21 protein-coding genes, 5 tRNA genes and 1 pseudogene are annotated in these 22633 nt (G+C 32.6%); 14 read left to right on the top strand and 13 right to left on the bottom strand.

Features of this window, described 5'->3' with window-relative positions:
- Nucleotides 1-286 precede the first annotated feature (286 nt).
- From SYO3AOP1_RS04860 to SYO3AOP1_RS04835, 6 genes are all read left to right on the top strand, one after another.
- Nucleotides 287-3034 carry a DEAD/DEAH box helicase gene (locus SYO3AOP1_RS04860; protein WP_281340502.1) on the top strand — a complete coding sequence of 916 codons (2748 nt, stop codon included), beginning with the start codon at nucleotides 287-289 and terminating at the stop codon, nucleotides 3032-3034.
- Nucleotides 3035-3329: 295 nt separating this feature from the next.
- Nucleotides 3330-3656 carry a metalloregulator ArsR/SmtB family transcription factor gene (locus SYO3AOP1_RS04855; protein ID WP_041674550.1) on the top strand — a complete coding sequence of 109 codons (327 nt, stop codon included), beginning with the start codon at nucleotides 3330-3332 and terminating at the stop codon, nucleotides 3654-3656.
- The gene (locus tag SYO3AOP1_RS04850) at nucleotides 3653-3898 is read left to right on the top strand and encodes a thioredoxin family protein (RefSeq protein ID WP_012459633.1); all 246 of its coding nucleotides are present in this window, start codon (nucleotides 3653-3655) and stop codon (nucleotides 3896-3898) included. The genes SYO3AOP1_RS04855 and SYO3AOP1_RS04850 overlap by 4 nt, the downstream gene beginning before the upstream one ends.
- Nucleotide 3899: 1 nt before the next feature.
- The gene (locus SYO3AOP1_RS04845) at nucleotides 3900-4859 is read left to right on the top strand and encodes a permease (protein ID WP_012459632.1); all 960 of its coding nucleotides are present in this window, start codon (nucleotides 3900-3902) and stop codon (nucleotides 4857-4859) included.
- The gene (locus SYO3AOP1_RS04840; protein WP_012459631.1) at nucleotides 4856-5281 is read left to right on the top strand and encodes an arsenate reductase ArsC; all 426 of its coding nucleotides are present in this window, start codon (nucleotides 4856-4858) and stop codon (nucleotides 5279-5281) included. Before SYO3AOP1_RS04845 ends, SYO3AOP1_RS04840 begins: the two co-directional genes overlap by 4 nt.
- Before the next feature lie 5 nt (nucleotides 5282-5286).
- The gene (locus SYO3AOP1_RS04835; protein ID WP_012459630.1) at nucleotides 5287-6585 is read left to right on the top strand and encodes an arsenic transporter; all 1299 of its coding nucleotides are present in this window, start codon (nucleotides 5287-5289) and stop codon (nucleotides 6583-6585) included.
- A gap of 3 nt (nucleotides 6586-6588) precedes the next feature.
- On the opposite strand, the gene SYO3AOP1_RS04830 is transcribed toward SYO3AOP1_RS04835, so the two are convergent.
- A tRNA-Ser gene (locus SYO3AOP1_RS04830) sits at nucleotides 6589-6679 on the bottom strand.
- Between the two features lie 941 nt (nucleotides 6680-7620).
- On the opposite strand from SYO3AOP1_RS04830, the gene SYO3AOP1_RS04825 reads away from it, so the two are divergent.
- The 5 genes from SYO3AOP1_RS04825 to SYO3AOP1_RS04805 all read left to right on the top strand — a co-directional run bounded on the left by SYO3AOP1_RS04825 (nucleotide 7621) and on the right by SYO3AOP1_RS04805 (nucleotide 8558).
- A tRNA-Asn gene (locus SYO3AOP1_RS04825) sits at nucleotides 7621-7693 on the top strand.
- A gap of 39 nt (nucleotides 7694-7732) precedes the next feature.
- Nucleotides 7733-8260, top strand: coding sequence for an inorganic diphosphatase (ppa, locus tag SYO3AOP1_RS04820; protein ID WP_012459629.1), 528 nt, complete (start codon nucleotides 7733-7735; stop codon nucleotides 8258-8260).
- 41 nt (nucleotides 8261-8301) lie between these two features.
- Nucleotides 8302-8374: transfer RNA gene (locus SYO3AOP1_RS04815), tRNA-Pro, on the top strand.
- 27 nt (nucleotides 8375-8401) lie between these two features.
- Nucleotides 8402-8475: transfer RNA gene (locus SYO3AOP1_RS04810), tRNA-Arg, on the top strand.
- 6 nt (nucleotides 8476-8481) lie between these two features.
- A tRNA-Met gene (locus SYO3AOP1_RS04805) sits at nucleotides 8482-8558 on the top strand.
- 673 nt (nucleotides 8559-9231) lie between these two features.
- On the opposite strand, the gene SYO3AOP1_RS04800 is transcribed toward SYO3AOP1_RS04805, so the two are convergent.
- From SYO3AOP1_RS04800 to SYO3AOP1_RS04750, 12 genes and pseudogenes are all read right to left on the bottom strand, one after another.
- Complete coding sequence (locus tag SYO3AOP1_RS04800; RefSeq protein WP_012459628.1) at nucleotides 9232-9624, bottom strand: chemotaxis response regulator CheY; 393 nt, start codon at nucleotides 9622-9624, stop codon at nucleotides 9232-9234.
- Nucleotides 9625-9637: 13 nt separating this feature from the next.
- Nucleotides 9638-10198, bottom strand: coding sequence for a protein phosphatase CheZ (locus tag SYO3AOP1_RS04795; protein WP_012459627.1), 561 nt, complete (start codon nucleotides 10196-10198; stop codon nucleotides 9638-9640).
- Nucleotide 10199: 1 nt separating this feature from the next.
- Nucleotides 10200-10670, bottom strand: coding sequence for a DnaJ domain-containing protein (locus tag SYO3AOP1_RS09420; protein WP_198001827.1), 471 nt, complete (start codon nucleotides 10668-10670; stop codon nucleotides 10200-10202).
- A gap of 8 nt (nucleotides 10671-10678) precedes the next feature.
- On the bottom strand, nucleotides 10679-11152 hold the full coding sequence (locus SYO3AOP1_RS04785; protein WP_012459625.1) for a chemotaxis protein CheW: 474 nt from the start codon (nucleotides 11150-11152) through the stop codon (nucleotides 10679-10681).
- Between the two features lie 14 nt (nucleotides 11153-11166).
- Nucleotides 11167-13125 (bottom strand): chemotaxis protein CheA, encoded by a 1959-nt coding sequence (locus SYO3AOP1_RS04780; RefSeq protein ID WP_012459624.1) that lies wholly within the window; start codon nucleotides 13123-13125, stop codon nucleotides 11167-11169.
- 152 nt (nucleotides 13126-13277) lie between these two features.
- Nucleotides 13278-13634 carry a four helix bundle protein gene (locus tag SYO3AOP1_RS04775; protein ID WP_012459623.1) on the bottom strand — a complete coding sequence of 119 codons (357 nt, stop codon included), beginning with the start codon at nucleotides 13632-13634 and terminating at the stop codon, nucleotides 13278-13280.
- Nucleotides 13635-13746: 112 nt separating this feature from the next.
- The gene (locus tag SYO3AOP1_RS04770; protein ID WP_012459622.1) at nucleotides 13747-14682 is read right to left on the bottom strand and encodes a chemotaxis protein; all 936 of its coding nucleotides are present in this window, start codon (nucleotides 14680-14682) and stop codon (nucleotides 13747-13749) included.
- Between the two features lie 190 nt (nucleotides 14683-14872).
- Nucleotides 14873-15130: a methyl-accepting chemotaxis protein gene (locus SYO3AOP1_RS04765; RefSeq protein WP_007547964.1), complete on the bottom strand. Its 258-nt coding sequence runs from the start codon at nucleotides 15128-15130 to the stop codon at nucleotides 14873-14875.
- 41 nt (nucleotides 15131-15171) lie between these two features.
- Nucleotides 15172-16659 carry a methyl-accepting chemotaxis protein gene (locus SYO3AOP1_RS04760; RefSeq protein WP_012459621.1) on the bottom strand — a complete coding sequence of 496 codons (1488 nt, stop codon included), beginning with the start codon at nucleotides 16657-16659 and terminating at the stop codon, nucleotides 15172-15174.
- Nucleotides 16660-16796: 137 nt separating this feature from the next.
- Nucleotides 16797-17180 carry a CZB domain-containing protein gene (locus tag SYO3AOP1_RS09630; RefSeq protein WP_281340820.1) on the bottom strand — a complete coding sequence of 128 codons (384 nt, stop codon included), beginning with the start codon at nucleotides 17178-17180 and terminating at the stop codon, nucleotides 16797-16799.
- Nucleotides 17181-17183: 3 nt separating this feature from the next.
- A pseudogene (locus SYO3AOP1_RS09625) lies at nucleotides 17184-17759 on the bottom strand (methyl-accepting chemotaxis protein); the annotation flags it as partial.
- Nucleotides 17760-18375: 616 nt separating this feature from the next.
- Nucleotides 18376-18888, bottom strand: coding sequence for a PAS domain-containing protein (locus tag SYO3AOP1_RS04750; RefSeq protein ID WP_012459619.1), 513 nt, complete (start codon nucleotides 18886-18888; stop codon nucleotides 18376-18378).
- Between the two features lie 296 nt (nucleotides 18889-19184).
- Between SYO3AOP1_RS04750 and thyX the strand changes: the two genes are divergently transcribed.
- Genes thyX through mazG form a run of 3 tightly spaced genes read left to right on the top strand, consistent with a single transcriptional unit; the run spans nucleotide 19185 to nucleotide 22518 of the window.
- Nucleotides 19185-20159, top strand: coding sequence for an FAD-dependent thymidylate synthase (gene thyX, locus SYO3AOP1_RS04745; protein ID WP_012459618.1), 975 nt, complete (start codon nucleotides 19185-19187; stop codon nucleotides 20157-20159).
- Between the two features lies 1 nt (nucleotide 20160).
- Nucleotides 20161-21741, top strand: coding sequence for an AarF/UbiB family protein (locus SYO3AOP1_RS04740; RefSeq protein ID WP_012459617.1), 1581 nt, complete (start codon nucleotides 20161-20163; stop codon nucleotides 21739-21741).
- Nucleotides 21742-21753: 12 nt separating this feature from the next.
- Nucleotides 21754-22518 (top strand): nucleoside triphosphate pyrophosphohydrolase, encoded by a 765-nt coding sequence (gene mazG / locus SYO3AOP1_RS04735; RefSeq protein WP_012459616.1) that lies wholly within the window; start codon nucleotides 21754-21756, stop codon nucleotides 22516-22518.
- Nucleotides 22519-22633: the final 115 nt, after the last annotated feature.

Here is a 22633-nt window from a genome sequence, read left to right as displayed (position 1 = left end):
TAACATACTATACGTCGGGTGAGAAATTCAACAAAAACAGGAGATTCTTCGCTTCGCTCAGAATGACGGAATAGGTTATCCTTCCTTTAATGTTTATCATTCAACCTTTTCCTGTCATCCTGAGGGCGTAAGTCCGAAGGATCTCCTTTTTAAATTTTATAAAAATCCCTAATTTCTCACCCAAGGTATATTAATTTAATGTATAAAATAGCATACTATGAAAGTATACACAGGCAACAGTTCATATTGTGAATATTTACTTATTCAAAAAGAGAAGCCTTTATTTTTGATAACAGACTCTGAAAAGTCTGCAAAAGAAAGCTTTTTAAATCTTAAGGCTTATAAAGATTTCTTTAAAAAAGACCTTGAAATTATTCATTTTCCATCTTCTCAAGAAAAACTTGACCTTTTAAGTCAGATTGAGAGAAATTATGCTATCTATAAAATCTTAGCAGGAAAAAATTGGATTTTAGTATTTTCCAAAGATGCTTTAAATGTAAAGGTTAGAACAAAAGAAAATTTCTTAAAAGACATTATCAATATAAAGAAAAGCGGGGAGTTAAACAGAGAATTTTTGATAGAAAAACTTTATAAACTTGGATACATAAGAGAAGAATTTCCAGAAAATGAAGGAGAATTTTCTGTAAGAGGTGGCTTTTTATCTATCAACATTCCAAAGGTAGGCATAGTAGATATAGATTTTTTCGGTGATACAATAGAAAACATCTTTTTAAAATCAAAAATCTTAACAAGAAAAGAAATAGAAGAAATATCCATTCTGCCACTTTATGACTTTAACATCAAATCACAAACGCCACTTATTTTTGAAGATGAAGAAAGTACCTTTTTTAGAGATTATTTAAAAAACGATATTTACACCTTAGATATCTATGAAGACTTAAATTTACCTATCAAGGGTCAATTTTTCTCAAAATTTTCTAATCCTGAGGTTGGAACTATAAAAGATATTACACAAGAGTTTGCTGTCTATAAAATTCCATTAAAAAAAGAACTTGTACTACTTAATGAAAAAACGGCTTTCCTGCTAGAGGTTGAAGAAAAGTTAGAGTTAGATGTTGAGCCTTTAAAGGAAGGTGATTATATAATTCATGAAGATTTTGGAATAGGTATCTACAGAGGGATAGAGACAAGAGAGATTAGAGGAAAAGTTTATGATTTTATGATTCTTGAGTATTCAGGCGGTGAGAAGGTTTATGTATCATATCTTCATTTTGATAAAATTCATAAATACAAAACCGATTCTATCATTCAGATTGATAAAATCGGCGGTACTTCTTGGAGAAATCTAAAGAAAAAAGTTAAAGAGTCTTTAAAAAATATTGCAAAAAATCTGTTAGAGATCTATTCAAAAAGACAAAATATATACAGACCACCATTAAAAACAGATGATGAGCTAATAAGCAAGTTTGAAAGAGAGTTTCCATTTGTAGAAACACCAGACCAGATAAAAGCCATAAAAGACATAAAAAGCGATTTTTTAAAGCCAAAGCCAATGGAAAGGCTAATATGTGGAGATGTTGGCTTTGGTAAAACCGAAGTAGCCATCAGAGGTATTTTTATATCTGTAATAAATGGATACCAAGCTCTGCTTTTGGTTCCAACTACTGTCCTTGCTTATCAGCATTATAAAAAATTAAAAGAAAGGCTTGAACCTTATGGAATAATCGTAAAAAATCTTTCAAGATTAAAATCAAAAAAGGAAAATGATAATACAATAAAAGCTTTTGAAGAAGGAAAAATAGACGTTTTGGTAGCAACTCATAAAATCTTACATACTAACCTATCTTTTAATAAGCTTGAGCTCCTTGTGATTGATGAAGAGCATAGATTTGGAGTAAAAGCAAAAGAAAAAATAAGACAGATAAGAGAAAGTGTAGATACTTTATACTTAACTGCAACGCCAATTCCAAGAACATTAAACATGGCACTTTCAGGACTAAAAGATATATCAGTTTTAAACACACCACCGGAGGGAAGGTATGAGATAAAAACATATGTTTCAAATTTTGATGAAGAGCTTATAAAAAAAGCCATTGAATTTGAAATAGACAGAAACGGACAGGTTTTTTATCTACATAACAGAATAGAGACAATCAAAGAAACAGCAGATTTTTTAAAAAACTTAGTCAAAAAGGCAAAAGTAGACTTTATACATGGTAAAATGAAGCCTTCCGAGATTGAAAAAAAGATTATTGATTTCTTAGAAGGGAAAACAAACGTTTTAATTTCTACTTCTATTATTGAAACAGGAATAGATATTCCAACAGCCAATACTTTAATCGTAGATAGAGCTGATTTGTTTGGACTTGCACAGCTTTATCATTTAAGAGGAAGGGTCGGAAGAGGTAATATTCAAGCTTACTGCTATTTGATAGTTCCAAAAGAAATAACAAAAGATGCAAAAAGAAGAATAGATACACTTTTAAAACTAACAAGGCCGGGCTCAGGCTTAAAAGTATCTATTGAAGATATGCAAATAAGAGGACCAGGGAATATTCTCGGGGTTGAGCAAAGCGGTTTTATAAAATCCTTAGGCTTTGATTACTACGTTAAACTTTTAAAAGAAGCTATCAACGAAGAAAGGGGAGAGAAAGAGTTTGAAGCCGAAATAGAGATAGATTTTGATTATTACATTCCACAAGATTTTATTAAAGACCCGACTGAAAGGTTAAATATATACATGGCTGTGTCAAAAGCAGAAGATTATGAAGAGATAGAAAAATTAAGAAAATACTTAAAAGAATTTTACAATGATTTACCAAAAGCATTTGATTTATACTTAGTTATCTCAGAGATAAAAAAGTTACTATCCCGGTTAAAAATAAAAAAACTTCATATGAAATCAGATTTAGCTTACTTACAACTATCAGACCAAACAAATCCAGAAGTAATATTAAAGCTTATAGAAAATCTAAATCCAGTCAAAATTGAAAAAGAAAAAATCATTTTCCAGGTAGAAAGCTTAGAAGAGCTAAAAGAGAAAATATTGGAAGGCGTAAAGAGTCAAAAGTGATAGATACCATACTGCAGCTAAGCGAAGAATCTGAGACTGTTTAAAAAAACCAACATAGTCATTCTGAGCGAAGCGAAGAATCTCCTTCTTTCTCAATTTTTAAAAGATAAGATCCTTCAGCCTTTGGCTTCAGGATGACGGACAAGTTAAACTTATAAAAATTTTGGAACACTCTCACATCTTCATTCTGTAGCAAGCGAAGAATCTCCTACTTTTATTGAATTTCTCAACTGACGTATTTTTATATGATATAAATCATTATTTATATAAAAAATTTTTTATACAATATTAAATTATGAAAGAGAAAGAGTTGAAACAGTTTTTTCATAGCTTATCAGATGAAAGCAGATTAAAGATAGTCAGAATGCTTATGGATAATTCCGAGCTTTGTGTTTGCGATTTCATGAGATTGTTAAATCTGTCTCAACCCCATGTATCTTTCCATATCAGAGTTTTAAAAGAAGCTAATGTTATTACCTGTAAAAAGGTTGGTAGATGGGTTCATTGTTCACTAAACAGAGAAAATCCGCTTTTAAACGCTGTCTTAGAATTTATAAAAGAGATAAAGTTAGATAAAGAAGAAATAGGATGCTGTATTATAAATCAGGAGGAGAAACAATGAAAAAAATTCAAATAATCAGTGCTTCTAACTGCAATAACTGTGAGCTTCTTTATAATGTAGTAAGTACAATAGTAAAATCCAAAAATATTCCAGCAGAGGTTGAAAAAATTATAGATGTTAGAGAGTTGGCTAAATATAAAACTATGAAAACACCTGTCTTAGTAGTTGATGGCAAAGTAAAACATATTGGAACGCCAATCCCTGCACCACAAATAATTGAAGAATTAGTCACAGGTGATTAAGATGTTTGAAATTTACGACAGCATAGCTAATTTTATAACAAAAAACATTTTAAATCTAAGTGATAAATCATACGAAGTAGCACACTTTTTTATTTATGATACTTTAAAAATCTTTACACTTTTAACGCTAATAATCTTTGTAGTATCTTTTATCAGAAGTTATTTTCCACTTGAAAAAACAAGGAAGATTTTATCTAAGCATAAAGCTATTGCAATTCCATTGGCTGCCATTCTTGGTATTTTTACACCTTTTTGTTCTTGTTCTGCTGTTCCAATGTTTATTGGGTTTGTAGAAGCAGGAATTCCGCTTGGAGCTGCGTTTGCGTTTTTAGTATCTTCTCCAATGGTTAATGAAGTTGCACTTGGATTGTTGTTTGCATCTTTTGGTTTTCAAGTTGCTTTGGCTTATGTTGTGTTTGGTGTAGCAGTTGCTATAATAAGCGGGTTTTTTATTGAAAAATTAAACCCAAGACATCTTATAGAAGATTATGTTTTTGAACTTTCTTTTGGAGAAACAGAAGAAAAACCGATGACTTTTAAAGAAAGGATAGAGTTTGCAAAAAATAATGTAAAAGATATTCTAAGAAAAATCTCAATTTACATAATCGTTGCAATAGGAATAGGTAGCTTTATCCATGGATATGTACCAGAAGAAGCAATAAAAAGCATTATGAATTCAGCCGGGTTTTTATCTGTGCCATTAGCTGTAATCATAGGCGTTCCTCTATATTCTAACTCTGCCGGTATTTTGCCGGTTATTCAAGCATTAATAGATAAAGGTGTGCCAATAGGTACTGCATTAGCCTTTATGATGGCTACCACAGCTTTATCATTTCCAGAATTTGTAATCTTAAAACAGATAATGAAGCCAAAACTTATTGCTATATTTGCAGGCATTGTTTCTGTATCCATCATTATAGCCGGATATTTATTTAATATCATATTTGGGGGTTTAAGATGAAAAAGATAGCTTTTATCTGCACAGGAAACTCTGCAAGGTCTCAAATGGCAGAAGGGTATGGAAAATATTTTGCTAAGCTGTATGGAAAAGATGTCGAAATCTACTCAGCAGGTTCTAATCCATCAGGCTATGTTCATCCATTGGCAATAAAGGTAATGGCTGAAGATGGCATTGATATATCACAGCAGTACTCTAAACATATTAATGAAATTCCTATAAATGAAGTTGATTATGTTATTACACTCTGCGGAGATGCTGCAGAAACTTGTCCGGTTGTACCGGGAGCAAAAACTGAGCATTGGGGACTACCAGACCCAGCAAGAGTAATCGGACCAACTGAAGACGCTAAGCTCCAAGCATTTAGAAAAATAAAAGACCAAATCAAAGAAAAAGTTGAAAAGCTTATAAAAGAGATTGAGTGAAAGAAATGAGTAATCTAATCTCTTATCTTTTATTCTTCATTGTATTATTTTTTATCATAAAAAAGCCATTTAATATAGGCATTGGGTGGACTGCAACGGTTGGGGCAATTTTAGCATTAATTCTTGGTGTAGTATCAATAAAGGATGTTTACAGGGTTGTAGAGATAGTTTGGGACCCAACCTTAGCATTCTTGGGAATCATTTTTATATCAATCATTCTTGATAAAATTGGATTTTTTGAATGGGCTGCACTGCATATGATAGAGCTTTCAAAGGGCGATGGAAGAGTTTTATTTATATATCTTTTACTTCTTGGAGCTTCAATCTCTGCATTCTTTGCAAACGATGGAGCAGCATTAATTCTAACACCAATTGTTTATCAAAAGATAAAACATCTTGGACTAAGTCAAAAATATATGCTTCCATACATAATGGGAAGTGGATTTGTAGCAGATACAACAAGCCTACCGTTTGTAATTTCTAATCTTGTAAACATACTTACAGCAGACTTTTTTAAGATAGGATTTTTTGAATATGCTTCTGTAATGGTTTTTGTAAATATCTTTTCTTTTGTTGCAACCATAATTTTTACCTATCTATTTTTCAGAAAAGATTTAATAAAGAAAATTGATTTAGAAGCCATGGAAGACAAACCACCAAAATACGCCATAAAAGACAAATTTCTATTTAAGCTTACATGGATTATCTCTGCATTTTTATTAGTTGCTTTCTTTGTAGGAGAACATTATAAAATTCCGACTTCCGTTATAATCGGACTTGGAGCTGTAATTTTTGCCATCGCTTCATTAAAAGAAAGAGTTATTGATTTAAAGTTTGTTTTAACAAAAGAGACACCATGGCATATTGTTGTTTTCTCGGTTGGAATGTATGTTGTAGTCTATGGTCTAAAAAATGCAGATTTTACCAATATCTTAGCTGAAATTATAGCCAAGTCAGCAGAGTATGGAAATTTTGCAAGTATTTTTACAACCGGATTTTTAGCAGCGTTTTTATCTTCTGTGATGAACAATTTACCATCCGTAATGCTTGTTAACCTTGCCATAGAAGAAGCAAACTTACCTATACAAACAGCAAAAATATTGGCTTATTCAAACATTATTGGGTGTGATTTAGGACCAAAAATAACACCGATAGGTTCTTTGGCTACTCTTTTGTGGTTGTATGTACTTAATAATAAAGGAATAAATATTTCATGGGGATATTATTTTAAAGTTGGTATAATTCTGACAATTCCAACGTTGATTTTTACTTTATTTGGACTTTGGTTAGTGATAAATCTTTAAGAGCGGAGAGGGCGGGATTCGAACCCGCGGTCGGGGTTTTACCCCCGACAACTTCTTAGCAGGAAGCCGCTTTCGACCACTCAGCCACCTCTCCAAGACATTATAATATTATAGCACAGTTTAAAACATTCTCAAGATAATTAAGAGGCTGCTTGCAAAAATCCACATCGTCATTCTGAAACCGGCGAAGAATCTTATACTTTCCTTTTCAAGTCAAAAAATCAAAAAAGGAGATCCTTCGACTTACAGCCTCAGGATGACACTGAAAGGAAGCTTGCGAGAATTTTGGAACACTCTTAGATAATTAAGAGGCTTAGCTTATGTTAAATATACCTTGAGTAAGAAATTTGGAGTTTTGCTAAAACTAAAGCCTTCAGAATAAATGAAGAGTGATGATAACAAATTAAATAGACGCTTCACTTCTTACCTTTCACCTTTACGTAAGGGCAATTCATGAATTGCCCCAACGTCCATCAACCCCATACCTTGGGGTGAGAAATCAAAAAGATTACAAGATTCTTAGTTGTAGCTGTAGAATGTTAAAAGTGAAAAGGTATGAGGCTGTTCCAAAAAAATTTTTTGATAAAGATATTATCTTGCCTATCATTCTGCAGCCGGCGAAGAATCTCCTTCCTTTCTCACTTTTTAAGATAGAAGATCTTTCAGACTAAAGTCATAAGGATGACAAGAAAAGGTAAGCTTACAAGAATTTTGGAACACTATGCAAGGTATTACTTAGTAAATTAGGTTATGTTATAATATTTATTCATTTTACTGATTCTAAATCTTAAACCTTGGCAATTGAATAAGCAAAAGTTAAAAGAGTTTGTGAGAAGCATTTTATTTTTACTTATTTGTCATTCTGAGCGTAAGCGAAGAATCTCTGTTCATTCACCTTCTTTAAAAAAGGAGATTCTTCGAATAAAGTCCTTAAGATGATGCGATAAAGGTAAACTTACAAAAATTTTAAAGCATCCTCCAAAAAAACAGTTGCATTTATGTTAAAAATTTATTATAATATTTATATCTTTTTATTCCCGAGTAGCTCAGCAGGCAGAGCAGCCGGCTGTTAACCGGCTGGTCGGGGGTTCGAATCCCTCCTCGGGAGCTTTTCATTTTTTCGTTTATAAAACTAATGGAGGACTAAATGAATCTCTCATTAATACCAGCAGGTAAAAATCCACCGGAAGATATTTATGTAGTTATTGAAATTCCACAAGGAAGCGGTATTAAATACGAAGTTGACAAAAAAAGTGGAGCTATATTTGTAGATAGATTTTTATTTACAGCAATGTATTATCCATTTAATTATGGATTTATTCCAAACACTTTAGCAGATGATGGAGACCCAACTGACGTATTGGTAATTTCAAGAGAACCGGTTGTTCCCGGTAGTGTTATAAGATGCAGACCTATTGGTATGCTTGAAATGGAAGATGAAGAAGGTATTGATACAAAAATTATTGCAGTTCCAGTTTCTAAGTTAGACCCAACGTTTGACAGTATAAAAGAAGTAAAGGATTTACCAGAGGCAACATTAAATAAAATTAAACATTTCTTTGAACACTATAAAGAGTTAGAATCTGGAAAATGGGTGAAAGTTAAATCTTTCAAAGATTCTAACGAAGCTAAGGCTGATATTATTAAATCAATTGAAAACTTCAAAAGGGCTTGAAATTTTTTCTAAAAAGTGATATAATATTTATCTCTTTAAAACGGAGTGTAGCTCAGGTGGGAGAGCACGTGCCTTGGGAGCACGGGGTCGCAGGTTCAAGTCCTGCCACTCCGACTATCAAAAAATCAGATTATGGTAAGTGCGCCCGTAGCTCAGCTGGATAGAGCAACGGACTTCTAATCCGTAGGTCGCACGTTCGAATCGTGCCGGGCGCATAACATCGCGGGGTGGAGCAGCTTGGTAGCTCGCCGGGCTCATAACCCGGAGGTCGCAGGTTCAAATCCTGCCCCCGCAACCAAAAATGAAAAAATAAACTCAATTCAAATCTTCCTAAGAATTCTCAAATTCATCTTTCTATTCTAAAAGTCAAAAAGCTAACTAATCCAATGGTGAGAAATGAGGATGTTATAAATTTTTTAATGTAATAGAATGTAATTGTAGATATAACTTTAACTTTGGCTGTTACCCGAGGGTGTAAGTCCTAAGGATCTCTTCTTTTGATTTTTTGGAAAAAACAGGAGATTCTTCACTCCTTCAGAATGACACCGATAGGAGACTCTTTGCCTGCTTCAAAGTAACAATCAAAAGATTAATTAATTTTTAGACTTAGTTAAAATTCGGAACAGTCTGTTGGTGAGAAATTAAGAAATTTTATAAAGCTTAAAAAATAGATCCTTCACTTCTATCAGGATGACAAAGAAAGTTAATGATGCGTTATTCTGAAGGCGGCGAAGGATCTCCGCCTTTTTACCTCTCACTTATTTACTGTATAGGCAATTCATGAATTGCCTCTACTCACTTACTCACCTTCTTTAAAAGAGAAGCTTCTTTGGACTAAAGTCTTCAGGATGACGAATAAAGTAGTTTAAAGCGAGATGTGTTATGAAAAAGTGATGTGTGACGCATGAAGCGTTAAAATCTTTTATTAAGACACGTTCACCACTCATCACTATACCACACCCTTCACTACTTTAACCATTTATCTGTTGCCATACTTTTTCTAATTTTTCTTTTAGTGTTTCAGCTGTAAAAGGCTTAACTATATAGTTATTAGCTCCTGATTGTATAGCTATTAGTACGTTTTCCTTTTTTGCTTCTGCTGTTACCATTATTACTGGAATATCTTTTAGATGCGTGTCTTTTCTTATTTCTTGTAGAAGTGTTATCCCATCCATTTCTGGCATGTTCCAATCAAGTAAAACAAGGTCATATTTACTTTGTTTTAATTTTGCTAAAGCCTCTTTACCATTTTCTGCTTCATCTATATTTGTATAACCAAGTTGATTTAATAAACTCTTTATAATTTTTCTCATTGTTGCCATATCATCAACTGTTAAAATTCTTGATGCCACTGGAAATCCCATTATATACCTCCTTTTATAGTCCTAACTCTTCTAATAATTTATCAACTTCTTCTTGGAAAATTCTATCTCCAGTTAGAAATTCATGCACCTTACCTGATATTACCTCTTTCTGTTCTTTAGAAAGCTCCCCTGATGCCTCTATTGATGCCACAGCTATTCCTAATAAGTGTTTTTTGGTTTCTTCGAGAATATTTATAACTTCTTTAATTTGTTGTGAAGATAAATCTTGGAAAGAGAAAAGCTCATAAACTTTAATTAATATATTGATATTTTCTGTATTTTTTTCTTTGATTGTGCTGAGTTTTTCTTTTATACTGTTTATAGGATTTAATGCTAAAAGTTCTGATACTTCTTTATCAATAATTTTACAATTTTCTTCAACTTTATCAATTTCTGAGATAATCTTATTGGAGCTTTCTTCTGTAAATTTAATAACCTCTTTTAAGCTTTCTGTTGCTGATGGTTCTACTATCTGTGTAATTTCTCGAGCCTTTCTTGTTGTTTCATCTATCTTCTCTTCTAAAGTTTTGACTTCTTCAAGGATTGTTCTTATCACTTGCTTTAAATCTTCCATCTTAGCCTCCCAGTTTTTCTATATATGTTTTTAAAATTTGATAATAATGGTTTATCTCAATCGTTTTCATCGTTCCTTCTTTTTTATCTGGATAAACATCGGGATGGTATTTTTTTACCATTTCTCTATATACCTTTTTTAACTCTTTCATATTCAATTCTTTTAAACCAAAATAATCCATCGCTTCTTTTACATAATAAGGCTTAGAATTTGGATTATTGCAAAACGCCCAGTATGCTTTTACATAGCTTTTTAAAACATTTTTATTTTTTTGGAAAAACAAATCTAAATCTTCTTTAAAAAAATCTTCTTTAAAAAATCTTTTAAGAGTTATGTAAGTGTATTTTTCAAACCAATCTTCAATAAACTTTTCCGAATCCCTATCATATTTTTCATACAAGTTGTAAAACATGCTTTGAAATAGTTCCATTCTCTTGTCATTTATAAATTCTAACAATTTATATAAAAACAAGCTTCTCACTATCCTTCTACTGCAGGAAATAATTTATCTAAATCTATTATACTAATAAATCCATGTTTTGTTTGAGCAACGTTGGAAATATAATCGCTGTATATGCTGGTCATAGGATTTGGTTCAAGTACATCTTCACTAATTCTAACAACTCCATAAACTTCATCAACCATAACAGCCAATTTATCTAAATTTGTTTCTAAAATTATCAATCTTGTTGATTGTTTTTTTTCTGGTATTCCTATCATCTCTTTTATAGATACGACTGGCAAAATCTCACCTCTAAGATTTATGACCCCTTTTATATACTGAGGAGATAATGGAACTGGAAATATCTCTAAAATTTTTGATATTTCAAGAACATGTTTTAAAGATATTCCTATAAATTCATCTTCAATTTTGACGCCTAAAAATTCAAGTATTTTGATTTGCTGGCCACCATATACAGCTGGTTTTACACTTCCTGCTTTTACCAATTCCATAATAAATCCTCCGTTTACATCCTTAAATTTTTATTCTTCAATAATTCCACAATATCAAGAATCAACACAATCTTTCCATCTCCTGTTATAGTTGCTCCAGAGATACCGTGTAAGTCTCCAAAAATCTTTCCAAGAGGTTTTACAACTATTTCTTCATCGCCAAATAAATCTTCAACTGTAAAGGCTACCCTTTGATTTCCGATTAGACAAACGATTACATAGCCAACGTTGGATTGTGGTATTTTTAGCATTTCATATAGATTTATAAGTGGAAGTGCTTTTTCTCTAAGAATTAAGACGTCTTTGCCTGATAATCTTTTGATGTCTACATTTTCTGCTGATATAATCTCGGTCACTAAGAAAATTGGTATCGCAAACCTTCTTCCACTTACGCTCACAAGTAAAGACCTTATAATTCCAACTGTTAATGGAAATGCCATACTTATTTTTGTTCCTTTACCTTTCTCACTCCAAATATCAATCGTTCCTCTGAAGTTTAAAACTGTATTCATAACTGCATCCATACCTACGCCTCTACCTGATATCTCAGACACTTGGTCTTTGGTTGAAAATCCTGGTATGAATACGAGTTGAAGTATTTCTTTTTCTGTCATTTTTTCAAGCTGTTCTTTTGTGATTAATCCTTTTTCTAATGCTTTTTGTGCCACCTTTTGCGGGTCTATACCTCTTCCGTCATCTTCAATTTCAATATATACCCTATCTCCTTGATAATATGCTTTTAATATAATTTTACCTACACGTGGTTTGCCAAGTATTTTTCTTTCTTCTGGTGGTTCAATACCATGGTCTAATGCATTTCTGATGATGTGAACCAAAGGTTCTTCTAACTTTTCTAAAATAGATTTGTCCATTTCTGTATCTTCGCCAATAATAATCAGCTCAACTTCCTTTCCTACAACCTTTGACAGGTCTCTTACAACTCTTGTAAATTTCTGGAATAGTCTTTTTACAGGTTGCATTCTTGTTTTCATTACGGCAAGTTGTAGGTCTCCGACAATTTTATCTATTGACGATGCAACACTTTCAAGCTCTTCTGTGTATTTGTTAGGTTGCATATTTTGAGTTATTTCTCCAACCACTCTCATCAATCTATTTCTATCAAGAACAAGCTCCCCAACAAGCTTCATCAAGTCTTCTATTTTTTGAACGTCTATTCTTAATACTCTTTCTTCTTCCTCTTTCTTTGCTGGTGCTTTTCTTTGCTCTTGTGGTTTTGTTTCTGCATTAATAGTCTGGCCTTCCTGGCTTACTTCCTTTTTGGTATCTGGAGGGTTATTTTGAGCCTCTGGTGTTATTTCTTTTTCTATCATTTCAAGCATTCTTTCTGTTGCTTCTTCTTCTAAAATCGGTAAGATAGATGATGTATCTTCTTCCTCTACAATCTCACCCGACAGTATTTTATCTATATAATCTACAATTTCTTGCGGTCTTTTACTTGGTGGCAGCAGCACCAACTCTTCTAAAATCTCTTCTACTGGCTTACCAATGAGATGATGCAAGTTGTACTTTTTTAATAATTTATCTAGAGTCGTTTCTTTGCCACTTTCTACATAGCCTTTTGACTTTTTGCCTTCCAGAATTGCTTCTAACTCTTCTATCAAATATGGATCTGGTTCTACTGACTCTCCATCTTCATAAAACCTAAGAGCTTCTTTAATAAAATCAACTGCTTTTAGTAGAACATCTCCTATTTCAGGAGAGAATTTCATTTTCCCTTCTTTTAATTTACCAAGAATATCCTCAGCTTTATGTGCTGTTTCAACTATTGCAGTTAGTCCAAGGAATCCTGCACCACCTTTTAGTGTATGCATGCTTCTAAAAGCTGCATTCAAAAGCTCTGGATTATCTGGGTCTTTTTCTAACTCTAAAAGTTTATTCTCTAAATTTTCAAGATGCTCTCTTGCTTCAACAAGAAACTCATCAAATAATTCTCTTAGTTCATTGGGTATCATCTTTTCCTCCTTCGGAGAAGTGAATAAGTGAATAAGTGAGTAAGTGAATAAGTGAATAAGTGGAAGTGGTTGGATACATATTTTATTTTTTATTAATGTAAAAACCACACCCACCCACTCACCTACTCACCTACTCGCTTACTCACTTCCAATTATTCGCCTATTTTATTTTTTAATGATTTTATCAGGTTTACAAGCTGAACTTTTATTTTCTCTAAGTCTTTAAATACACTCAAGTCTTTTAGATAGCCAAGGTCTTTTGATATTAATAACTGCGTCTCTAATTCTGCAGTAGAACCTAATGCAAAATAAAGAAATTGTATAAACTCCCTTGTGCTATTCCTTGCTGAACCTTCTGCTATATTGCTTGGAATAGATATAGCACTTCTTCTTATTTGCGATGTTAAACCATACATCTCTTCTTTTGGAAAATCTGAAGTAGCTACATATATTTTCTTAACCAATTCTACCCCATTTTTCCATACATCTAAATCTTTATGCGTTCTCATTTTATCCTCCTTCGGAGAAGTGAGTAAGTGAGACGTGAGTAGGTGAGTAAGTGGAAGTGGTTTTTTTATATTTCATATTATTTTTTACCTATTCACTTACTCACTTATTCACTTACTCACTTACCTTATCCACTAACTCAATAAGATGAGATGCATCAAATTTAACAAGATAATCATCAGCTCCAACTGAAAAAGCTTTCTGTTTGTTTGCTTCATCGGATAAAGTTGTGTTTACAATTACTGGTAAATTTAAAAATCCTGCTGTATGCTTTATCAAGTTTGTTAAAGTCAAACCGTCCATCTCTGGCATTTCAATATCAGTTAGTACTAAGTCAATGTAATCTCTAACACTTTTTCCCTCTGCTTTAGCTTTTTCAAAAATTTCGTTTAACTTTTCCCATGCTTGCTTTCCACTTTCTGTCATTATTACTTCATGCCCTGCACTCTCTAAAATATCTTTTATTATTTTTCTTGCTACGGCAGAGTCTTCAGCAACAAGTATTCTTAATTTCTTTTTGGCTTTTCTTTCTTGGTCTGGCCCTACGTTAAACACTGTAAGTAAGTTCATATCATTCAAGATACCTTCAAAGTCTAATATTAATAATAATCCTTCTTCAGTATCTACTACTCCTGTAATTCTCCCATTTAACCTTGTATTTAAAATATCAGGTGCTTTTTTTATATCAGACCACTGAATTCTTCTTATTCTTTTTGCTGCGTGAATTATCACTCCTACCTTTTCCCTCAAAAACTCCATAAAAAGCAAGTATTTTTTAAACTCTTCTTCTTCTGGAATCTTCATCCATTTTGCCAAACTAACAACGGGAATAAGCTCTCCTCTGATTTCTGCCATTCCTTCAATCTCTGGTGGCATATTAGGAACTTTTGTAAGCTTTGGCATTCTTAAAACTTCCCTAACTTTAGCAACGTTAACCCCAAGTATCCATTGGTATATACTGCCGTCTTCTTTTCTCTCAAATATTCTAAAATCTATAATCTCTAATTCGTTCTGTCCTGTCTTAAGGGTTTCTGGTAATCCGTATTCCATTTTAACCTCCTTTTTTAAAGTGAGTAAGTGAGATGTGAGTAAGCGAGTAAGTGGAAGTGGTTTTTTAAAAAGTGAATAAGTGAATAAGTGAGAAAGTGAGATAGTGAAATTGGTTTTAACATATTTTTAAAAAATCCTTATCCACCTACTCATTTTCTCACTTCACTTACTTACTCACCTACTCACTTCCTCACCTACTCACGTTTTTAAGTTCTTCTTCCAAATTAGATATTAATATTGCTATTTCTGTTGCTATTTTATTGGTGTCATCTGCTAACTTTCTAAATTCACTTGCTACAACGGAGAATCCTTTACCCATCTCTCCAACTCTTGCAGCTTCTATAGCTGCATTTAGTGCAAGCAAGTTGCTTTGCTTAGCTATCTTCTTTATTGTATCTACCATTCTCTTTATATCTTCTACGTTTTTATTAATTTCTTGGTTTTCCATTTCTTTACCTCCATTTTTTTTAACGTTTAACGTTTAACGTTTCACGTTCTAATACAGCTTTCACCCAATCTTACTAAATCATTGATTATATTTTGGCTATCTTCTAACATTTTGCTAAGCAGTTGTATAAGCTCGTCCATGTTTCCTCTTTTCATTGCTTCCATAACTTGTCTGCCTATATCGTGTAAATTTTTGTGTGGAGCTTCAATATCTCTAAATAACCTTTCTCCTTCTGCTCCGCATATTGTTATTTCTTTTGAACCAACAGAGTAATACCATTTACCTAAATCACATTCATGATGAGATACAACGTTGATAATTTCTTTTCTTTCAACTGCTTCAGCTATGTTAAGCATAAACTTAGCATGGTCTATGATTTTTTCGATTAAATATATATAAAGCTTTAGATTTTCATTTTTTGTTGTTTCTTTCAACTCTCTGAATACATTCCATGAATCTAAAAGCTCGTTGAATGTTTTTTTTGAAGAATTTTCTATTTCTGTTGCATATCTTTTTAAATCATTGGAAGATGTTTCAAAGTTTTCTGAATTTTTTAGTATTCTGGCTACTGCTTTGTCTACAAGGTTTGCTGTTTGAGATACTTCTGATATTACAGCCGAGATTATTTTTCTAACATCTTCTGTAGATTTTCCTGTTCTTTCTGCAAGCTTTCTAACTTCATCAGCAACTACTGCAAAACCTCTTCCCATCTCTCCAGCTCTTGCCGCTTCAATCGCTGCGTTTAATGATAACAAGTTTGTCTGTTCAGAAATCTCCAAAATAAGATTTAAAACATTTTCAGAATCTTTTATCTTTTTCTGAGTTGCTGCTGTAGTCTCTTTTAAAGATTCTACTTCTTTAACAATACCGTGTGTTTCATTCAGTAAGCTTTGAAGCTGGTTTTGAATATAGATGTCTAAAATGATTTGATTAATAAGTGTTTTTACAGAGTTGTATACTGCTAACGCTGTATTTTTTGCGTTTAAAGGTATAATTTTTTGTTCTATCAATCTTTCGGCTGTCACATCTTTCATTGATGTCATGTAGTATTTTACATTTCCATTTTTATCAGCAATCACTGACCTGTCTGATTGAATAATAGTGTTTCCTACTTTTATATCTGCATTTCTTTTTACTTCTCCGGGCTTTAAAGCTTTTAAAAGCTGTTTTATCCTTTCTGGGTCTTTGTGAAAGATATGTATAGATTTCCCAATAATGTTGTTTGAATTGATTTCTATCCCAAAATTAGACCTGATATCTTGCGACATTTTGTCTATAATCTCTTTTCCTTTTCTATTGACATAAACAATCTCATTGCCCGCTTTTCCTTCTCTAAACTCTGCTGTTGCAAAAAATACAGCCTCTTCAGATAGATTGTCTAAAGCCTGCTTAAACTCAAGATACTTTTCCTCGTACTCATCACTGCCTTTTTCTAACTTAGATAATTCTTGTAGCTGTTTTTGGCATTCAGCAAGCTGTGCTTCAAGCTGTCTTTCTCTTTCTTTGTTTGATCCGCCAAATAAACCCATTGCTTACCTCCTTCGGAGTAGTGAATAAGTGAGTAAGTGAGACGTGAGTAAGTGAGACGGTGGATAAGGTTTTAACATAAAAAAATTATCTAACCAATTCCACTTACTCACTTGTTCACCTATTCACTTACTCACTTCTAAAATTGTATTCCAAGCCTTCTCGCTTTCTCTTCAGCAACTTTATCCATTTCTTTAAACAGTTCTTGAGATTCTTTTTCAGCAGTTTCAAAAGATTTAAATATCAGTTCTTTATGTTTTAATATATCTTTATTATTTTCTATTATTTCGACGATATTGTATAAAGCATTGTGGAAGTTTGCATGATATTTTTCAATCTCTTTAAATGATGTTATTCCATCAAATTCCTTAACACCATCGCCGTAATACCATTTGCCAAACGCACAATTATAATGGTCTGTAAATTTAAATGTCATTTTTTCTTGGGTTACGCTTGAGTAAACATTGTTTTTAAATATTATATGGTCTAATTTTTTAGAAGATAGGAATGCCTGAGTTGCCATGATTTCTGTTAATTTTTCGTTGTTTAATGCTGTATCTTGGAAAGCTTTTAAGATATCTGTCATACCTGTGATTGATTTAGCTGAAGCTTGGGTTATTTCTACCATTTTTTCTGATTTGGCTAATGTATTCTTGCTTTCTTCTTGAAGTACAGCTATTGCTTGTGTTACTTCTTCTGTTGCCTTTTGGGTTCTTTCTGCAAGCTTTCTAACTTCGTCTGCAACTACTGCAAAGCCTCTTCCCATCTCTCCAGCTCTTGCCACTTCTATTGCTGCGTTTAAAGCGAGCAAGTTTGTTTGGTCTGCTATATCTTTAATCAATGAAACAACAACGCTAATATCTTCTGTTTTCTTAGCTAAATTTTGTATTACTCTGTTTGACTCTTCAATATTTTTTATTACCTGCGACAAGTCGTTAACTATCTTTTCTATCTCTTTATTTCCTTCTACTGCTATATCTACAGTTTTTTTACTTTCTTCTTTAATTAAAGAAAGTTTGCTTACAAGTTTATTTAAATCTTCTGAAATAACTTTTAAATTACCCTGTATGCCACCACCTAAATGAGAAAGCTCTTCTATCATCTTTGTTTTTTCTATAAATCTGTCATTATTTTCTATGGCTTTCAAAGGAACATTTAGCTTTTCAGCCACTGATTTAAACGTACCTGTAAAGCCATCAGTTATAACCTTTCTCCAGTATTTTCTCTTGGATGCATACTCTAATGGACTCTGAACTTCTCTTAAAAATGCATCCACTTGGTCTAACAAATAATTCACATCATAAGCAAGTTTTAAAAGCTCACCGCCTTCTTTTTCTTTTACTAATCTTGACTCAAGGTCCCCCCTTTCTGCTTTGCTTACAACATTACTTATCCTACTTACAAACCCTTGAACTTTTTTAATGTTAACAAATATATACCAAGCAGTTAAGAAGTTGATAATATTAAGGATTCTAATAAAATCAAATCCATGCTTGTAAACTTCAATTACAAGAGCAAATGTAAATATCCCTATTGACAGCATATTGGCATACTGTATTTTAGTTAACGAAGAAACTTTGTGTGTTGTCATTGTTTACCTCCTTTTGTGAAGTGAGTAAGCGAGAAAGTGAATAAGTGGAAGTGGTTAAAAACTTTTCTTAATAATGTAAATACATCTTTCACTTTCTCACCTACTTACGTCTCACTTACTCACTTTTTTAATAGTTTTTAAAAATGAATTCTTCATAAGACATTCCAGCTTTATTAAGCGTTTCTTCAAGCTTTCTCATTCCTGCATCCAGTCCATTTTGCTCTTCTTTTTTTAGCTCTTGGTATAATGGAATTATAACACCATTTAAAAACTCTCTATTTCTAACAGGTCTTCTGTCTGATTGATAACCAATGATCTTTCCTGAGCTGTCAAAGGTTGGAGTCACGTGTCCAAACACCCAGTAATAACTGCCATCTTTCGCCATGTTTTTTACATATGCAAAAATTTCATCTCCTTTCTGTATAGTATCCCAAAGAAGCTTAAAAACAGTCCTTGGCATATCTGGATGTCTAACAATGTTATGATTTGCACCGATTAACTCATCCTCTGTGTATCCAGAAATTTCAATAAATATTGGATTTGCATAAGTGATAATGCCTTTTGTATCTGTCTTAGATACAAGAAACTTGTCAGACGGGACAGGCTTTTCAATTGGTTTAGGTTCAATCTTTGGTCGCATTAAATATTCCCTCCGTAAAGATTTTTACCTCTTTTTCGTCAATTTAATATAATAGTTTAGCAAAATTTTATACGTCAGGTGAGAAATTCAATAAAAGTATGAGATTCTTCGCCGGCTGTAGGATGACAAGGAAGGCTATCTCTGATGCTTATCATTCAACCTTGGCTGTCATCCTGAGGACGTAAGTCCGAAGGATCTCCTCCTCTTTAAATTCTATGAAAATCATTAATTTCTCACCTAAGGTATAAGTTTAAGTTAAAATATATACAATATAAACACATCATTGGAGATAAAAAATGCTGCTTAATTTCTTTTCTATAGAAGACTTTAAAGACAGTTTTCCATTTACAGCTCTTGGGGCAAGGGTTTGTTATAACAGTGGAGATTTAAATTCTCTTTTAAACGACCCAAGGGTAGTAGAAAAACAAAAAAGAGCAGAGTTTTTATCTAAGCTTGGAAATTATAAGCATTTTTCTGTTTTTGCCCATTCTTTTGTGTATAAAAAAGTAGGAGAGGAAAACGCTTTAAGGATTGGTGCTACCTATTTTAAAACCCACTACAACCCAAAATATCCGGATGTGATTGGAGTATCTTTAAGACACTATTTAGAAGAACTTTTAAAAATTAATGAAAGTGAATATTTTAAAGCTTTTGAAAAGCTTGCAGAATATGATACACCTGTTGACCCCATAGAGATTCGTACAGAAGGCGATCTAACAGTTTCTCTTATAGGGTTAAAAAAAGAGTATGACGGCTACGCCGTGTTTTTTATTGATGGAGTTAGTAGAGCTATGACCCATCAGTTAGTTCGCCATACCGCATTAAATTTCTCACAAAGAAGTCAAAGATATGTAAGAGAAGATGAAAACTATACAGTCTTGCCACCATCTATTTTAGAATCTCAAGAAGAGATAGAAGTAGATGTTTCCGGAATGAATCAAACAATGGCTGAAATTTATGAAGTTTTAAAAAATCTTAAAGAAGAAATCCCTGAGCCTAAATTTTTAGAATTAAAGTCAAAAATTAGAGCCTATGAGCTAGCAAAACTACACGATGAACTATCACAGTATATATATGATTTGCTTGTGTATGGGTATAAAATAAAAAGAGAGGATGCAAGATTTTTCTTGCCGACAGGAAGGAGAACAACAATCGTAGTTTCAGGAACGTTAAGTTGGATCAAAGACTTTATAGAAAAAAGAAATACACCCCATGCCCAGTGGGAAATTAGAAATGTTGCTAAATTGATGAAAGAAATCTTGGATTCTTAAGGTGCTTAATAAAAAGCTAAAGCTTTATAAAAGATTTAAAGATATAACCTTAGAGTTATCAAAGCTTGGAATATACAATATTTATGATTATTTTAAAGCACTTTTTGGCATAGAAACAGACCCATCCCTTGGACCACAAAGAATTAGAGAAACCTTAGAAAAACTTGGTCCATCATTCATAAAGCTTGGTCAAGTGCTAAGCATAAGACCGGATATAGTCCCCCAATCTGTAATCCTTGAACTTATAAAACTTCAAGACAACGTCAAACCTGTTGATTTTGAAATAATAAAAAACATCATTGAAAAAGAACTTAATCAAAAAATAGAAGAGGTTTTTACTTATGTAGACCCAAATCCTATTGGCTCTGCATCAATAGCACAAGTTTATAAAGGTATTTTAAAAACAGGCGAAATAGTAGCAATAAAAGTAAAAAGACCAAACTTAGAAGAGCTGATATCCTTAGATGCGGAAGTATTTTACAAAGTCATATCTTTTTTAGAAAGGCATTCTAAAACTGTCAAAGACCTAAACCTAAAATCTGTCATCTATCAATATAAGTTTACAACCTTAAGAGAAGCAGATTTTGAGATAGAAGCATCTAACATACAGACATTTAGAAAAAACTTTGAAAATTTCAATGAAAAGTTTTACATACCAAAGTATTATCCGCAGTATTCAACAAAAAATATATTAGTTTTAGAGTTTATAGAAGGTAAAAAGATAAATCAGATACAACTGACAACATCAGAAAAACAGGATATAGCAAGACTTATTACAGATGCTTACTATAAGATGGTTTTTTATGACGGCTTTTACCATGCAGACCCTCACCCAGGAAATCTGCTAATAAAAGAAGACAAAACCTTGGTCCTTTTAGATTTTGGAATGGTAGGAACGTTATCGGAAGAGAAAAAGAGATTACTTTACGAGCATATATTTGCGGTTGTCAACAAAAACAAAACCTTAGCTATGAACTTTTACGAAGGCATGGGCATGATTAGCCCAAAATCAGACATTGAGAAGCTTGAAAGCTTAGTAGAAGTCTTTATTGACAGATACTACAACAAGACACTTCAAAACATAAATCTAAAAGATATGGTTTTAGAAATCATTGAACTTGTAAGAGAATGTAATCTTTACCTTCCTACAACCTTAGCATATCTTGGAAAGGCATCTATTGGACTTGATGGACTAATCCGATACTTAGACCCTAACTTTAACCCAACAGAAAGACTTACGAAATTCTTAACAAAATCAACAAAAGACTATATAAAAGAAAAGTTTGAAGAAGCTATGGATATAGCTAACTTTTATTACAACCTTTCATTTAAATTAGACAGAATAATAAAAACGCTTAACATAGAAAGACTTACTTTTAGAGTAATTTTTAAAGACATAGAAGAACTTCAAGAATTTTATAAAAATCAGATAAATAAAATTGTTTTGGCTATAATCTTTTTTGCATTTTTAGTTTCATCTGCACTTTTTCATCTGTCAAATCAGCCTTTTATGGCAAACTTAATGTTATATATTTCAATTTTTATGTTTGTTATACTTTTATACAAGATCGTGAGACAGTGAGAGGAGTTAACAATGGAATGTAAAGAGGAAGGAAAGAAGTTTCAAGAGCTTGTCGAGATAGTTCAAAGATTAAGAAAAGAATGTCCGTGGGATAAAGAGCAAACAAATCAATCTATTAAAAATAATCTCATAGAAGAAGCTTATGAGCTATTAGAAGCAATTGAAGAAAACGATGATGAAAAGATGATAGAAGAGCTTGGAGATGTTTTATTACAGGTTGTTTTCCATAGCCAAATCAAAAAAGATGAAGGTAAGTTTGATATAGTTGCTGTAATAGATAGACTAATAAAAAAGCTTATAAAAAGACATCCGCATGTTTTTGGAGAGTCAGAGGCTAAAAATGCCGAAGAAGTTTTAAAACAGTGGCACCAAATAAAACAAGAAGAAAAAAGCTCTATTTTAAAGGGAATTCCAAAAAGAATGCCGGCACTTTTGCGTTCTTATAAAGTTCAAGATAGGATGGCAAAGGTTGGATTTGAATGGGAAAACATAAACGATGTATGGGAAAAAGTCTTTGAAGAGATACAAGAGTTAAAAGAAGCCAAAACATACGAAGAAAAAGTCCATGAATTCGGAGATATTCTAACTGCACTTGTCAATCTTGCAAGATTTTTAAAAATAGACCCAGAAGAAGCACTTCATTTAGCAACAGACAGAAGCATAAGAAGATTTAATTACATTGAGCAGAAAGTAAAACAGCAAGGTAAAAAGTTAGAAGAGATGAGTTTAGAAGAGATGGATAAATATTGGAATGAATCAAAAGGTGTTGTGGGATAGATTTTGTTATCTTTAAGAAACACCTCAGACTGCTTGCAAAAATCAACGTTGTCATTTCTAAGTAGGCGAAGAATCTCCTCTTTCCTGAGGCTGCTTGTAAAAATCCACACTGTCA

Source organism: Sulfurihydrogenibium sp. YO3AOP1 (assembly GCF_000020325.1).
Lineage (GTDB): Bacteria > Aquificota > Aquificia > Aquificales > Hydrogenothermaceae > Sulfurihydrogenibium.
The sequence above is the reverse complement of the archived record's forward strand: the minus strand, read 5'-3'. Positions and strand labels throughout refer to the sequence as shown.

What these genes read in the sequence shown, in the direction of transcription:
- SYO3AOP1_RS04855 (WP_041674550.1), top strand. Translation starts at nt 3,330, where the DNA reads ATGAAAGAGAAAGAGTTGAAACAGTTTTTTCATAGCTTATCAGATGAA.
- SYO3AOP1_RS04850 (WP_012459633.1), top strand. Translation starts at nt 3,653, where the DNA reads ATGAAAAAAATTCAAATAATCAGTGCTTCTAACTGCAATAACTGTGAG.
- SYO3AOP1_RS04845 (WP_012459632.1), top strand. Translation starts at nt 3,900, where the DNA reads ATGTTTGAAATTTACGACAGCATAGCTAATTTTATAACAAAAAACATT.
- SYO3AOP1_RS04840 (WP_012459631.1), top strand. Translation starts at nt 4,856, where the DNA reads ATGAAAAAGATAGCTTTTATCTGCACAGGAAACTCTGCAAGGTCTCAA.
- SYO3AOP1_RS04835 (WP_012459630.1), top strand. Translation starts at nt 5,287, where the DNA reads ATGAGTAATCTAATCTCTTATCTTTTATTCTTCATTGTATTATTTTTT.
- ppa (WP_012459629.1), top strand. Translation starts at nt 7,733, where the DNA reads ATGAATCTCTCATTAATACCAGCAGGTAAAAATCCACCGGAAGATATT.
- SYO3AOP1_RS04800 (WP_012459628.1), bottom strand. Translation starts at nt 9,624, where the DNA reads ATGGGATTTCCAGTGGCATCAAGAATTTTAACAGTTGATGATATGGCA.
- SYO3AOP1_RS04795 (WP_012459627.1), bottom strand. Translation starts at nt 10,198, where the DNA reads ATGGAAGATTTAAAGCAAGTGATAAGAACAATCCTTGAAGAAGTCAAA.
- SYO3AOP1_RS04785 (WP_012459625.1), bottom strand. Translation starts at nt 11,152, where the DNA reads ATGGAATTGGTAAAAGCAGGAAGTGTAAAACCAGCTGTATATGGTGGC.
- SYO3AOP1_RS04780 (WP_012459624.1), bottom strand. Translation starts at nt 13,125, where the DNA reads ATGATACCCAATGAACTAAGAGAATTATTTGATGAGTTTCTTGTTGAA.
- SYO3AOP1_RS04775 (WP_012459623.1), bottom strand. Translation starts at nt 13,634, where the DNA reads ATGAGAACGCATAAAGATTTAGATGTATGGAAAAATGGGGTAGAATTG.
- SYO3AOP1_RS04770 (WP_012459622.1), bottom strand. Translation starts at nt 14,682, where the DNA reads ATGGAATACGGATTACCAGAAACCCTTAAGACAGGACAGAACGAATTA.
- SYO3AOP1_RS04765 (WP_007547964.1), bottom strand. Translation starts at nt 15,130, where the DNA reads ATGGAAAACCAAGAAATTAATAAAAACGTAGAAGATATAAAGAGAATG.
- SYO3AOP1_RS04760 (WP_012459621.1), bottom strand. Translation starts at nt 16,659, where the DNA reads ATGGGTTTATTTGGCGGATCAAACAAAGAAAGAGAAAGACAGCTTGAA.
- SYO3AOP1_RS09630 (WP_281340820.1), bottom strand. Translation starts at nt 17,180, where the DNA reads ATGGCAACTCAGGCATTCCTATCTTCTAAAAAATTAGACCATATAATA.
- SYO3AOP1_RS04750 (WP_012459619.1), bottom strand. Translation starts at nt 18,888, where the DNA reads ATGCGACCAAAGATTGAACCTAAACCAATTGAAAAGCCTGTCCCGTCT.
- thyX (WP_012459618.1), top strand. Translation starts at nt 19,185, where the DNA reads ATGCTGCTTAATTTCTTTTCTATAGAAGACTTTAAAGACAGTTTTCCA.
- mazG (WP_012459616.1), top strand. Translation starts at nt 21,754, where the DNA reads ATGGAATGTAAAGAGGAAGGAAAGAAGTTTCAAGAGCTTGTCGAGATA.